General features: G+C 72.4%; 11 protein-coding genes. 10 read left to right on the forward strand and 1 reads right to left on the reverse strand.

The features are described 5' to 3' along the window. The first annotated feature begins 33 nt into the window (after positions 1–33). From LJB74_RS10265 to LJB74_RS10275, 3 genes are all read left to right on the forward strand, one after another. Complete coding sequence (locus LJB74_RS10265; protein ID WP_259310335.1) at positions 34–681, forward strand: SDR family NAD(P)-dependent oxidoreductase; 648 nt, start codon at positions 34–36, stop codon at positions 679–681. Positions 682–744: 63 nt separating this feature from the next. Beyond that, on the forward strand, positions 745–2,499 hold the full coding sequence (locus LJB74_RS10270) for an MFS transporter (RefSeq protein ID WP_259308436.1): 1,755 nt from the start codon (positions 745–747) through the stop codon (positions 2,497–2,499). Continuing rightward, positions 2,496–2,969: a MarR family winged helix-turn-helix transcriptional regulator gene (locus LJB74_RS10275; RefSeq protein ID WP_259308437.1), complete on the forward strand. Its 474-nt coding sequence runs from the start codon at positions 2,496–2,498 to the stop codon at positions 2,967–2,969. Before LJB74_RS10270 ends, LJB74_RS10275 begins: the two co-directional genes overlap by 4 nt. A 78-nt stretch (positions 2,970–3,047) precedes the next feature. Here the strand turns inward: LJB74_RS10275 and LJB74_RS10280 are convergent, their stop codons facing one another. Further along, on the reverse strand, positions 3,048–4,070 hold the full coding sequence (locus LJB74_RS10280; protein WP_259308438.1) for a sensor domain-containing diguanylate cyclase: 1,023 nt from the start codon (positions 4,068–4,070) through the stop codon (positions 3,048–3,050). Between the two features lie 186 nt (positions 4,071–4,256). Here LJB74_RS10280 and LJB74_RS10285 point away from each other — a divergent pair, with 186 nt between their 5' ends. The 7 genes from LJB74_RS10285 to map all read left to right on the forward strand — a co-directional run bounded on the left by LJB74_RS10285 (position 4,257) and on the right by map (position 12,306). Beyond that, a complete protein-coding gene (locus tag LJB74_RS10285; protein WP_259308439.1) occupies positions 4,257–5,315 on the forward strand; it encodes a GGDEF domain-containing protein in 1,059 nt (352 codons plus the stop codon). Then, positions 5,312–7,711, forward strand: a complete 2,400-nt coding sequence (locus tag LJB74_RS10290; RefSeq protein ID WP_259308440.1) for a bifunctional diguanylate cyclase/phosphodiesterase — start codon at positions 5,312–5,314, stop codon at positions 7,709–7,711. The genes LJB74_RS10285 and LJB74_RS10290 overlap by 4 nt, the downstream gene beginning before the upstream one ends. Positions 7,712–7,788: 77 nt before the next feature. After that, positions 7,789–8,586, forward strand: a complete 798-nt coding sequence (modA, locus tag LJB74_RS10295; protein WP_259308441.1) for a molybdate ABC transporter substrate-binding protein — start codon at positions 7,789–7,791, stop codon at positions 8,584–8,586. After that, positions 8,583–9,407, forward strand: a complete 825-nt coding sequence (gene modB / locus LJB74_RS10300) for a molybdate ABC transporter permease subunit (protein ID WP_259308442.1) — start codon at positions 8,583–8,585, stop codon at positions 9,405–9,407. The genes modA and modB overlap by 4 nt, the downstream gene beginning before the upstream one ends. Then, positions 9,404–10,462 (forward strand): ABC transporter ATP-binding protein, encoded by a 1,059-nt coding sequence (locus tag LJB74_RS10305; RefSeq protein ID WP_259308443.1) that lies wholly within the window; start codon positions 9,404–9,406, stop codon positions 10,460–10,462. The genes modB and LJB74_RS10305 overlap by 4 nt, the downstream gene beginning before the upstream one ends. Positions 10,463–10,498: 36 nt before the next feature. After that, positions 10,499–11,272 carry a rhomboid-like protein gene (locus tag LJB74_RS10310; RefSeq protein WP_259308444.1) on the forward strand — a complete coding sequence of 258 codons (774 nt, stop codon included), beginning with the start codon at positions 10,499–10,501 and terminating at the stop codon, positions 11,270–11,272. A gap of 269 nt (positions 11,273–11,541) precedes the next feature. Beyond that, positions 11,542–12,306, forward strand: coding sequence for a type I methionyl aminopeptidase (gene map / locus LJB74_RS10315; RefSeq protein WP_259308445.1), 765 nt, complete (start codon positions 11,542–11,544; stop codon positions 12,304–12,306). Positions 12,307–12,348 lie beyond the last annotated feature (42 nt).

A 12,348-nucleotide genomic window follows, 5' to 3' on the forward strand; every position in this document is an offset into this window, starting at 1 on the left:
TCGCCGCCGCGGGGGGCGGATGTCGCGGTCGGCCTGCGCGACGTCACGACCGGTGCGGACCTCGTCGCGGAGATCGAGGCCCTGGGCCGTCGCGCCCTCGCGCTCCAGATGGATGTCACCGACCTCACGCAGGTGCGAGCGGCCGTCGACGCGGCCGTCGGGCACTTCGGTGGGATCGACATCCTCGTGAACAACGCCGGGATCGCGCCGGGCAACCCCGCCGAGGACGTGACCGAGGCCGACGTCGCCGCGACGCTCCAGGTCAACGTCACGGGCACGTTCTTCACGAGCCAGTACGTCGGGCGGCACATGATCGAGCGGGGTGGCGGGCGGATCGTCATGATCGGGTCCCAGGCGGGGACGGTCGCGCTGCCGGGCGAGTCGATCTACTGCATGTCGAAGGCCGCGGTCGCCCATCTGGCGCGCTGCCTCGCGGTGGAGTGGGGGCCGCACGGGATCACGGTGAACACCGTCGCGCCGACGTTCATCGAGACGCCGGGGACCGAGCCGGCGCTCGCGGACCCGGACTTCCGGGCAGACGTCATCGAGCGGATCGCCGCGCTGCACCGGATCGGGCGTCCGATGGAGGTCGCGGGGGCGGTCGTGTTCCTCGCCTCGCCGGCGGCGTCGTTGGTGACGGGGCACACGCTCGCGGTGGACGGGGGCTGGACGGTTCGGTGAAATAGATACGTGGTGGCTACAGTTATTAGCATCTGACAACTAGCCGCCATCGCTCGGAGAACCGTGAGCTCACGCACGCCCTTCCTGTCCCATGACCACCCGCACTACAAGTGGGTCGCCCTCAGCAACACCACGCTCGGCATGCTGATGGCCACGATCAACTCGTCGATCGTCATCATCTCCTTGCCCTCGATCTTCACGGGGATCCACCTCGACCCCCTGCAGCCGGGCAACGTGAGCTACCTGCTCTGGATGCTCATGGGCTACATGCTCGTGACCGCCGTGCTCGTGGTGACGTTCGGGCGGCTCGGTGACATCTACGGGCGGGTGCGGATCTACAACCTCGGCTTCGTCGTGTTCACGGCCGGGGCGATCGCCCTGTCGCTCGACCCGTTCACCAGCGGACCGGGCGCGATGTGGCTGATCGCCTGGCGCGTCGTGCAGGGCGTCGGCGGCGCGATGCTGTTCGCGAACTCGACCGCGATCCTCACGGACGCGTTCCCCCCGCACCGGCGGGGGATGGCCCTCGGCGTCAACCAGGTGGCCGCGATCGCCGGCAGCTTCATCGGTCTCCTCGCCGGCGGTCTCCTCGCCGTCGTGGACTGGCGCGCCGTGTTCATCGTGAGCGTGCCGATCGGGATCCTCGGCACCATCTGGTCCTACCGGTCGCTGCACGAGACGAGCCAACGCCGGGCCGCCACGCTCGACTGGCCCGGGAACATCACGTTCGCGGTCGGCCTGACGGCCGTGCTCACCGGCATCACCTACGGGATCCAGCCCTACGGAGGCAGCGCCACCGGGTGGACGAACCCGTGGGTGCTCGGGGCGATCATCGGCGGGCTCGTCCTGCTCACGGTCTTCATCCGGGTCGAGTACCTCTCGCCCGCGCCGATGCTCGACCTCCGCCTGTTCCGCATCCGGGCATTCAGCATGGGGAACCTCGCCGGGCTCCTCGCCGCGATCGGGCGGGGCGGCCTGCAGTTCATGCTGATCATCTGGTTGCAGGGGATCTGGCTGCCGCTGCACGGCTACTCCTACGAGGTCACCCCGCTGTGGGCCGGCATCTACATGCTGCCGATCACCATCGGGTTCCTGCTCTCCGGCCCGCTGTCCGGGACACTGTCCGACCGGTTCGGCGCCCGAGGGTTCGCGAGCGTCGGGCTGCTGGTCGTGGCCACGACGTTCATCGCCCTCCTGCTGCTCCCGGTGAACTTCACCTACTGGCAGTTCGCGCTCATCACCGGCGTGAGCGGCATCGGTTCCGGCATGTTCGGCGCACCCAACAGGTCCGCGATCATGAACAGCGTCCCGGCGGGCGACCGCGGCGCCGCCTCCGGGGTCGCCGGCACCGTGCTCAACGCCGGCTCGTCGCTGTCGATCGGCGTGTTCTTCTCGCTCATGATCGTCGGGCTCGCCGGATCGCTCCCGACGGCGCTCCGCACAGGCCTGACCACGCACGGCGTGCCGGCCGCCCTCGCGCAGCAGATCTCCCAGCTCCCCCCGGTCGGCAGCCTGTTCGCCGCGTTCCTCGGCTACAACCCGATCCAGAGCCTGCTCGGCCCCACCGGCGTCCTCAGCTCGATCCCGCCCGCCGACGCCGCGACCCTCACGGGCAAGGAGTTCTTCCCGCAGCTCATCTCCGGTCCGTTCCACCACGGACTCGTGGTCGTCTTCGGGGCGGCGGCGCTGATGTCCCTCATCGGTGCGGTCGCGTCGTTCCGTCGCGGTGGCAAGTACGTGCACGACGACGGCGCGCCTGTCGACGGCGCACCTGTCGACGCCGTGCGCGAGGTGGCGGCGACCGAGCGCGACGCATGAGCGGCGCCACGGGCGACGACCGACTGCGGCAGGAGGTGGCCTCCCGGCTGGGAGCGGTCGTCGGTCGCATCGCGCGCCGCACCCGTCCCTCGCGCGGCGAGCTGTCCGTCGGTCACTTCTCGACGCTCGCCACGCTCGCCCGGCGCGGACCGCAGCGCCCGAGCGACCTGGCGCGGGCCGAGCGGGTCGCCGCCCCGACGATGACGCGGATCATCTCGGTGCTCGAGAGCCGTCACCTCGTCGAGCGGCACCAGACGCCCACCGACGCCCGCTCCGTGACGGTCGCGATCACCCCGGAGGGCCGACGCCTGCTCGACGAGGCGCGGGCCGAGCGGAGCACGTCCGTCGCCGAGCTCCTCGAGGTCCTCGACGACGACCAGCTCGCCAGGGTCGCGGCGGTGCTCGACGTCCTCGACCTCATGACGGTCGAGGGGTGGGAGCACGGTGGGGTGCCGGCGGCGTCGACGTGAGCGTCCACGGGATCCTCCGGCGGTGGCGGGCTGCCGCCACCCGGAACGTGCTCGTCGCCCGTGAGTGCGCAGGTGCCCTCAGCCGGAGCTGACCTCCGCGGCGTCGAGGCCCGGCCCGGACCCGAAGCCGTCGACGTCGCACCGACCGGGCATCTCCCACGGAAGGCCGTCCCCGACGAGCGGACGTTCGGCCGTGCTCACGAGCCGTCCCGAGTCCGCTGTGACGCAGTTCCGGCCGTCGCGCTTGCTCTCGTACATCAGCCGATCAGCGCGGTCGACCAGGTCGAGAGCCGCTTCGGTCGGCCGGGCCATGGTCGCGCCGACGGAGACGGTTACGCGGAGCTCGGCGTCGCCCACCCGAAGCCAGGAGTTCTCCACGAGCATGCGCACGCGCTCCGCCACGACCTCGACGTCGGACGCTCCCACGCCCGGGAGCAGCACGACGAACTCCTCGCCGCCCCAGCGGATCGCCGCATCGTCACCCCGCAGCGCCCCGGAGATCGACAGGCCGACCATCCGCAGCACGGCATCGCCGGTCCGGTGGCCGTACCGGTCGTTGACCTGCTTGAAGTGGTCGACGTCGAGGAACAGCACCCCGAGAGTGGCGGCTCCGTCAGCGACGGCGGCCACCAGCGGAGCGAGCTTCAGCTCGCCGAACCGTCGTGAGGTGATGCCGACGACCGGGTCGAGCGACGGGTCGTCATGCGCGCGTGCGTCCTGCCGGTCCCGGGCCGCACCACGCGGGGTGAACACCTCGGCGGCACCGACGATCTGACCGGACGCGTCGCGGATCGCCTCACCCCGGATCGTCACCGGGACCCGATGACCGTCCCGGTGATGGAGGTACATGCGTGCTTCGCGGGGCCTGCCGTCCTTCATCACGCCGGCGAGCGGGCAGCCGTGCAGGCAGACCTGCCGTCCGGCGTCGTTCACGTGCCGCAGGATCCCCTCGGCGCAGCTTCGCCCGACCACGGCGTCGGCCGTGTAGCCGGTGACGTCCACGGCCCCGGCGCTCCAGTAGGTGATGCGCCGGTCCGTGCTCACGAAGTACACGCCGTCGGAGACACGGTCGATCAGGTGGGCGTAGAACTCGGCATCCACCGCGGCAGTCTCCTCGCTGAGTCCGGGGAATGGGGCGTTCCGGAAGATATCGGCAGGTCGCGGGGTCGACTTGCGTCGCCACGATGCCGGCTTCGGCAGCCGTCGCCGCACGCCCACCCGGGCAGCACCGGTCATCACCGGGCTCCGAGCATCATCAGACGGTCCTGCGATGCCGATACCCCCAGGGTGAACCGGAGCGAAGATCTCGTCGACGCGACGCGACCTGATCGCGGCGCGTCGACAGGTCGTGTCCCGGACGCGATGGCCCGCTGGCTCGCCCGGGTCCTGACGCGCAGCGAGCGGCAGCAGCGCGTCGGCGTCATGGGTCGCCTCGGCCTGACGATGGTCGGGTTCGGCGTGATGTGTGGACTGGTCTTCCCGGCGTTCCTCGAGCGGATGGCGATCGCGACCCCCGACGAGGCGTGGTCCGTCCCGTCGCGCATCGCGTGCCTGGCGGCCGGGCTGCTGGTCGGCGGGTTCAACTTCGGGCTCGCCAACCTCGTCGTGGGCAGCCGGCTCGGCAGCATGTCTCGCCAGATGCACCGCGTCGACGAGATCGTGCGCGCCGCCACCCGGGCCGGGGACTGGTCCGAGCTGAGCGTCGCGAGCTGTCGGCTGCCCGTGACGTCCCGGGACGAGTTCGGCGAGGCGGCGCTCGCGTTCAACACCCTGGTCAGCGCGCTCGACGGCAACGTCGCCGAGCGCCGACGCCTGGAGGCGGCCCTCTACCACCAGGCCTTCCACGACCCGCTCACCGAGCTCGCGAACCGGGCGTTGTTCGTCGACCGCAGCGAGCACGCCCTGGACCGCGCCAAGCGCGACGGAACCCGGCTCGCGGTGCTGTTCGTCGACCTCGACGGGTTCAAGTCGGTCAACGACACGCACGGTCATGCCGCAGGTGACGCCGTCCTCGTCGAGACCGCGCGCCGGTTGACCGTCGGACGCCGGAGCACCGACACCGTCGCGCGCATCGGCGGCGACGAGTTCGCCGTCCTGCTCGAGGGCGCCGACGCCGACGCCGCCGCACGCATCGCCGACGACCTCTGCCGTCGCCTGCACGAGCCGGTGCCGATCGGCACGAGCTCGGCGCGCATCGGCGCGAGCATCGGGACCGCGATCGGTGGCGACCCGACGGACACGCTCGAGGCACTGCTGCGTGCCGCCGACCGTGCGATGTACCGGGCGAAGAGCGCCGGGAGCCGGTGCGCGCGTGAGCGCGACGTCGCCCAGGAGGTGTCGACATGACACCGCTCGTGCGGCGACCCACGGATGGAGGACCACGCGTCGCGGCGTGGGTCCCTGCGCTCGGGCGGCGTCTCGCGGTGATGGGGCTGCTGTTCCTCGGGTTCGTCGCGCCGCTGCTCGTGACCATCGAGCTCAAGCACCTCGGTGAGCAAGGGATCCGGGTCGAACGCGACCTGCAGGCGGTCGTCACCGAGCTGAACGTGCAGGACGGCTGGGAGTGGCGCGTGATCAGCGGGCGGGAGAGCCCCCGCGCAGGCCAGGGGCCGATCAACGCCTCACGGTCCAGGTCCGACGAGCTCCTCGACCGGGCTGCCACGGAAGGCCTCACCTCCGACGCAGCCCAACGGATCCGCATCGCCGGGCGCAGCTACCGGACTGCCGTCGACCAGGAGCTCCGGCTGCTCGAGGCCGGCAAGTGGGAGGAGGCCGCGGAGTTCGACGAGGCCGAGGTGGACCCGGCCTTCGAGCAGGCGTCCGCGGTCCTCGCCACCGAGGCCGCTCAGGTGTCCGCACACTCGGCGCGCGCCCTGCAGTACAGCAACGCCGGTCCGGTCGCGATGCTGCTCGCGATCGTCGCGGTGAGCGTCGTACAAGGACGCCGCCGGCGGATCACCGTCCAGCGGGAGGCCGAGAGAGCCGGTGAGGCCCGGTACCGGACCCTGATCGACCAGTCCTCCGACCTCGTCCTCGTCACCGACCGGCGCGGCCGCTGCGTGTTCCTCAGCCCCGCCGCCGAGCGGTTCCTGAGCACTCCGGAGAACGTGTCGGCGGAGGGGACCCGGCCGCTGGTGCCGTTCGACCTGCTGTCGGTGGTCGACCCGCAGGACCGGTCCCGCGTCGCCGCCCGGCTGCACGCCGTGACGCCCGAGCGCGGGTCCGAGCTGGAGCTGCGGCTGATCGGTGGGCACGGGACGCGTCGGTTCGCGGCGTCGGTCCAGGACCTCGAGGCGAACCCGTCCGTCGGTGGCCTCGTGATCACCGCACGTGACGTCACGGACAAGCTGCTCATGCTGGGCGAGCTCGAGCACCGTGCCCTGCACGACCCCCTGACCGGGCTGCCGAACCGCACGTTGCTCATCGACCGGCTGGACCAGGCGCTGATCGCCGGTCACGGACACGGCGCAGCCCTCGTGCTCCTCGACCTCGACCGGTTCCGTGAGATCAACGACACCTTCGGGCACCACCACGGGGACGAGGTGCTTCGCCAGGTCGGGCCCCGACTGACCCAGGTGGTCGGACCGGACGCCACCGTCGCGCGGATCGCCGGCGACGAGTTCGCCGTCCTGCTGCCCCGCACCGCGGATCTCACGGCGGCGACCGGGGCGGCCGCCGCCCTCCGGGCCACCCTCGAGATCCCGTTCCTCGTCGACGGAGCCGTGCTCGACCTCGAGGCGAGCGCGGGCGTCGTGCTCTCCGGGCTGCACGGCTCCGACGCGCCGACGTTGCTGCAGCGGGCCGACATCGCGATGTACGTCGCCAAGACGGATGCCCGGGGGGTGTTCGTGTACGACCCCGAGCTCGACGCGCGCATCCCGTCGAAGGTGTCGCTGCTCGGCGACCTCCGTCGCGCGCTCGAGCACGACGAGCTCGTGCTGCACTACCAGCCGAAGGTCTCCGTCACCACCGGCGCTGTCGTCGGGGTCGAGGCGCTCGTCCGCTGGCACCACCCGACGCGAGGGCTCGTGCCGCCGGACGACTTCATCCCGCTCGCCGAGCACACCGGACTCATCGGGCCCCTCACCCGCCGCGTCCTCGACCTGGCCCTCCGGCAGGCCCGGGCCTGGTCCGACGCCGGCCGCCCGCTCGTCGTGTCGGTCAACCTGTCCGCACGCAACCTGGTGGACGACGCACTGCTCGGCGAGGTCGTCGGCCTCCTCACCGAGCACGGGGTACGGCCCGAGCTCCTCGAGCTGGAGGTCACGGAGACGGCGATCATGACGGAGCCGGCCACAGCGCGTCACCTGCTCGAGTCCCTGTCGAACCTCGGCATCCGGATCTCGATCGACGACTTCGGCGTCGGCTACACGAGCATCGGCCAGCTCACGAGCCTGCCCGTCGACGAGCTCAAGATCGACCGGTCCTTCGTGACGACCATGGACGTCGACCCCGACAACGAGCTGATCGTCCGCAGCATCGTCGAGCTCGGGCACAACCTCGACCTGACGGTCGTCGCCGAGGGCGTCGAGACCGAGGAGGTGCTCATGGCGCTCGCGTCGGTGGGCTGCGACGTCGCGCAGGGGTACCACCTGTCCCGACCGCTCTCGGCGGTGGCGACGGACGCGTGGCTCGACGCCCACCGCGACGAGCCCACCTGGATCCATGAGCCGCAGCCGATCCGGGGGATCCCGCACCCGAGGCGTTACGGTGACCGCGACGAGGCGCGCCGACCGGACTGACGGGTCGCGCGGCTCCCGACCCCGGAGGAGAGCCTGTGCGATCGCGTTCCGCCGTCCGTCGGCGCAGGTCCGGGAACGTGAGGATCCGCACCGCGGCCCTCGCGCTCGTCGGGCTGCTGTCGACCGGCGCGTGCGCCGCCGGCACCGGGCCGGTCGTGCCCTCCTCCGCACCGGGCGCCTCCACCTCGGCGCCGCTCGCCGGAACCGTGACCGTCTTCGCCGCGGCCTCGCTCACCGGCACCTTCACCGAGCTCGGCCACGCGTTCGAGGCGGCGCACCCCGGCACGACGGTCAGGTTCAGCTTCGCCGGGAGCTCCTCCCTCGCCCAGCAGATCCTCGCCGGCGCCCCGGTGGACGTCTTCGCAGCCGCGTCGACCGCCACGATGTCCCTGGTCACGGACGCTGCATCGACGGGCCGGGCGACCCCCGCCGTGTTCGCACGCAACCGGCTCGAGATCGCCGTCCCCGCCGGGAACCCGGGTCACGTGACCGGGCTCGCGGACCTGGCCAGGCCCGAGCTCCGGATCGCGCTGTGCGCCCCCCAGGTCCCGTGCGGCGCGGCGGCCGACGCCGTGTTCGCCGCGGCCGGTCTGACCCCGGCGCCGGACACCCTCGAGCAGGACGTCAAGGCCGTGCTGACCAAGGTCGAGCTCGGTGAGGTCGACGCCGGGCTGGTGTACCGCACCGACGTGATCGCCGGCGGTGACGCCGTCCAGGGCATCGAGTTCCCGCAGTCGGCCGCCGCCGTCACCGAGGACCCGATCGTCGTGCTGCCGGACGCCCCCCACCCGGAGGCCGCGCAGGCGTTCGTCGACCTCGTGCGGTCGCCGCACGGCCGCGCCGTGCTCTCTGCCGCAGGGTTCGAGGTCGGATGACCCGCGCGGGATCCGCGCCGGTGCGCCGTGTCCCCGGAACCGGAGTGCCTCCGCTCCTCCTTCTTCCGGCTGCCCTCGGTCTCGCCTTCCTCGTGCTCCCGGTGGTCGCGGTGCTCGTCCGCACGCCGTGGAGCGCCCTCCCGCACCAGCTCGCCCGGCCCGAGGTGCTCGAGTCGTTGCGGCTCTCCCTCGTCAGTGCCGTGCTCGCGACGGTGATCTGCCTGCTCCTCGGTGTCCCGCTCGCGTGGGTGCTCGCACGCGGCGAGCTCCGTGGCCGCAGCCTGGTGCGCGCGCTCGTCACCGTGCCGCTCGTCCTGCCGCCCGTCGTCGGCGGTGTCGCGCTGCTGCTGCTGCTCGGCCGGCGCGGGGTGGTCGGCCAGTACCTCGACGCGTGGTTCGGGATCAGCCTGCCGTTCAGCACGGCCGCCGTCGTGATCGCCGAGGCGTTCGTGGCCATGCCGTTCCTGGTGATCTCCGTCGAGGGGGCCCTCCGCGCCGCGGACCGGCGGTACGACGACGCGGCCGCGACCCTCGGCGCCTCGCGCTGGCTGACCTTCCGCCGGGTCACCCTGCCGCTCGTCGCCCCCGGCGTGACGGCCGGTGCCGCGCTGTCCTTCGCCCGGGCCCTGGGCGAGTTCGGGGCCACGATCACGTTCGCGGGCAACTTCCCCGGCGTCACCCGCACCATGCCGCTGTCGGTGTACCTCGCCCTCGAGACGGACCCCGACGCGGCGATCGTGCTGTCGGTCGTGCTGCTCGCGGTGTCCGTCGTGGTCCTCGCGGCGTTGCGCGGCCGGTGGCTCTCCGGGGTGCGCCGGTGACCGGCCTGCACGCTCGCCTCGGCGTCGCCCGACCCGGGTTCACGCTCGACCTGCCGCTCGACACGTCGCCCGGCGAGGTCGTGGCGCTCCTCGGGCCCAACGGCGCCGGCAAGACGACGGCCCTGCGCGCCCTCGCCGGTCTGGTCCCGCTGAGCTCGGGGGTCGTGGAGCTCGACGGGGTGCTGCTCGACGACCCCGCACGCGACCACCTCGTCCGCGCCGAGCACCGGAACCTCGCGATGGTGTTCCAGGACTACCTGCTGTTCCCGCACCTGACCGTCCTCGAGAACGTGGCCTTCGGACCACGGTCGCGCGGGGTCGCTCGGACGGTCGCACGGGAACGCGCACGGTCCTGGCTCGACCGGGTGGGACTGGCCGAGCTCGCCCCGGCCCACCCCGCCGAGCTGTCCGGTGGTCAGGCGCAGCGCGTCGCCCTGGCGAGAGCCCTGGTCACCGACCCCCGTCTGCTCCTGCTCGACGAGCCGCTCGCGGCCCTCGACGCGGCGACGCGGCTCGTCGTCCGCTCGGACCTGCGCCGCCACCTGGGCGAGTTCACCGGGACGACGATCCTCGTGACCCACGACCCGGTCGACGCGATGGTGCTCGCCGACCGGATCGTCGTGCTCGAGAACGGCACCGTCGTCCAGCAGGGCGCCCCGGGTGACGTCGCGCGCGCCCCACGCACCGAGTACGTGGCCCGGCTCGTCGGGCTGAACCTGGTCCGCGGGACGGCCCGCGGCACGGCGGTGGCCCTGGTCGGTGGGGGTGTGCTGCACCTCAGCGAGCCCGCCGACGGCGACGTGTTCGTCGCGTTCGCGCCGTCCGCGGTGGCGCTGCACCGCGATCGCCCGACCGCCGTGTCCCCGCGCAACACCTGGGAGGGACGGGTGAGCGGGCTCGAGCAGCACGCCGACGTCATCCGCGTCCGCGTCGACTCCACGCCGCCGGTGCTCGTCGACGTCACGGCCGCCGCGGTCGCCGAGCTCGACCTCTCGCCGGGCGCACCGGTGTTCGCGACGCTCAAGGCCACCGAGACCCAGGTGTACCCCGCCTGAGAGCCGCACTCATCCGCGGGGCTTACCGTCTGTCCTGTGGGAACAGCGAGCTCGGCCGTGGCGGCCGCCGACGTCGGATCGCGCCCGTCCGTGCGCGCGACGCTCCGCCGCGCGCTGGTCCACACCGCGTACGTCGTGCGACGGTCCGACCTGGGGATCGTCGTGTGCGTGCTGATCACCGCCCTGACGATCGCTCTGACGCTCTCGCCCGACGGGGTCGTCCACCAGGTCGTCTCCGCGACGAGCACGAACCTCGCCAACCTCCGCACCCGCCCGGTCCCGGTGCTCGTCGCGAGCCTGTTCGTCGTACCGGACCTCGACGGGCTCCTGCTCGTGCTCGCCCTCCTCGTGGCGATCGCCTACGGGCAGCAGTGGGTCGGGCGCTTCGCGACCGTCGTCGTGGCGGTCATCGGCCACGTGGGGGCGACCCTGTTCGTCGCGATCCTTCTCATCACCGGGCTCGGCGCGCACCTCGTCCCGCGGTCGGTCGTCTACGCCGAGGACGTCGGGGTGAGCTACGCGCTCGCGGCCCTGCTGGGGTGGCTGACCGCCCGGGTGCCGCGTCGGTGGCGCGTCTGGTACGTCGCGATGCTCGTCCTGTACTTCCTGGGTCCGGCCCTGTTCGTGCAGACGTTCACCGACGCAGGGCATGCGACGGCCCTGGTCCTCGGCCTCTCGCTGGCCGTGCTCTCGGCCCGGTCGGCGCGAGCGGAACCGAACCGCGGTGAGGTCGTCGACCGAAATCTCTTGGCAGCCGGTGCCGGGCGACGTAGCGTCAGGTCATCGGGAAAGGAGGTGGTCGAAGAGTGATGTTTCTTCGGACGCGAGAGGTGACTGCCCGCTAGTCGCCCGAGTACCTCGGACGGACTGAACCGGTCCCACCCGTTCCACTCCATGACCCGGTCATGAGCTGGCGACGAGCGAGATCCCGGCAGTCACCGCAGCCCGTGGGTGTCGCGCACTCGTCCAGCGCGACAGGGGTCCGGTTCCCGGCACCCAGCCCACGGGCTGTTCCCTGCCCGGGCGGCCGCCGGCCCGGCGCGTCCGTCCCGGTCCGGCGACGGGTGGAGGATGTTCGTATGGTCGAACTGAAGACACGTGCCGAGATCGCGTCGATCCGGGAGGCCGGGCGGTTCGTCGCGTCGGTGCTCACGTCGGTCCGCGAGCAGGCACGCATCGGGATGACCCTGCTCGACCTCGACGCGATCGCGCACCAGATGATCGACGACGCCGGCGCGCGGTCCGTCTACCTCGGCTACCACCCGAGCTTCGGCGCGATCCCGTACCCCGGGGTGCTGTGCACGTCGGTGAACGACGCCGCGCTGCACGGCCTGCCCTCGCCGTACGTGCTGGCCGACGGCGACCTGCTGAGCATCGACTTCGCCGCCGAGGTGAACGGCTGGGTCGCCGACTCCGCGGTGTCGTTCCAGGTGGGGACCCCGAGCGCGGAGGCGACCCGACTGATCCGGACGACGGAGAAGGCCTTGGCGGCGGGCATCGCCGCGGCGCGCCCCGGCAACCACATGGGGGACATCTCCGCCGCGATCGGCGCCGTCGGGCGTGGCGCGAAGCTCGGGATCAACGCGGACTTCGGCGGTCACGGCGTCGGACGCACCATGCACGAGGAGCCGCACGTCCCGAACCTCGGCAGCCCCGGTCGGGGGCTGCACCTGCGACCGGGGCTCGTCATCGCGATCGAGCCGTGGTTCATGGCCGGCACCGACGAGTACGTGTTCGACCCGGACGGCTGGACGATCCGGAGCGCCGACGGGTCGCTCACCGCGCACGCCGAGCACACCATCGCGATCACCGAGGACGGGCCGGTCATCCTGACCCTGCCCTGACGGTGGTTCGCACCCTGCCCTGACCGCCCGCACCGCAGGCGG

The sequence above is a fragment of the Cellulomonas sp. P24 genome, assembly GCF_024704385.1.
Classification (GTDB): Bacteria; Actinomycetota; Actinomycetes; order Actinomycetales; family Cellulomonadaceae; genus JAJDFX01.

Coding starts and splice junctions, on each gene's coding strand:
- LJB74_RS10275 (WP_259308437.1), top strand. CDS start 2,496: ATGAGCGGCGCCACGGGCGACGACCGACTGCGGCAGGAGGTGGCCTCC.
- LJB74_RS10290 (WP_259308440.1), top strand. CDS start 5,312: ATGACACCGCTCGTGCGGCGACCCACGGATGGAGGACCACGCGTCGCG.
- modB (WP_259308442.1), top strand. CDS start 8,583: ATGACCCGCGCGGGATCCGCGCCGGTGCGCCGTGTCCCCGGAACCGGA.
- map (WP_259308445.1), top strand. CDS start 11,542: ATGGTCGAACTGAAGACACGTGCCGAGATCGCGTCGATCCGGGAGGCC.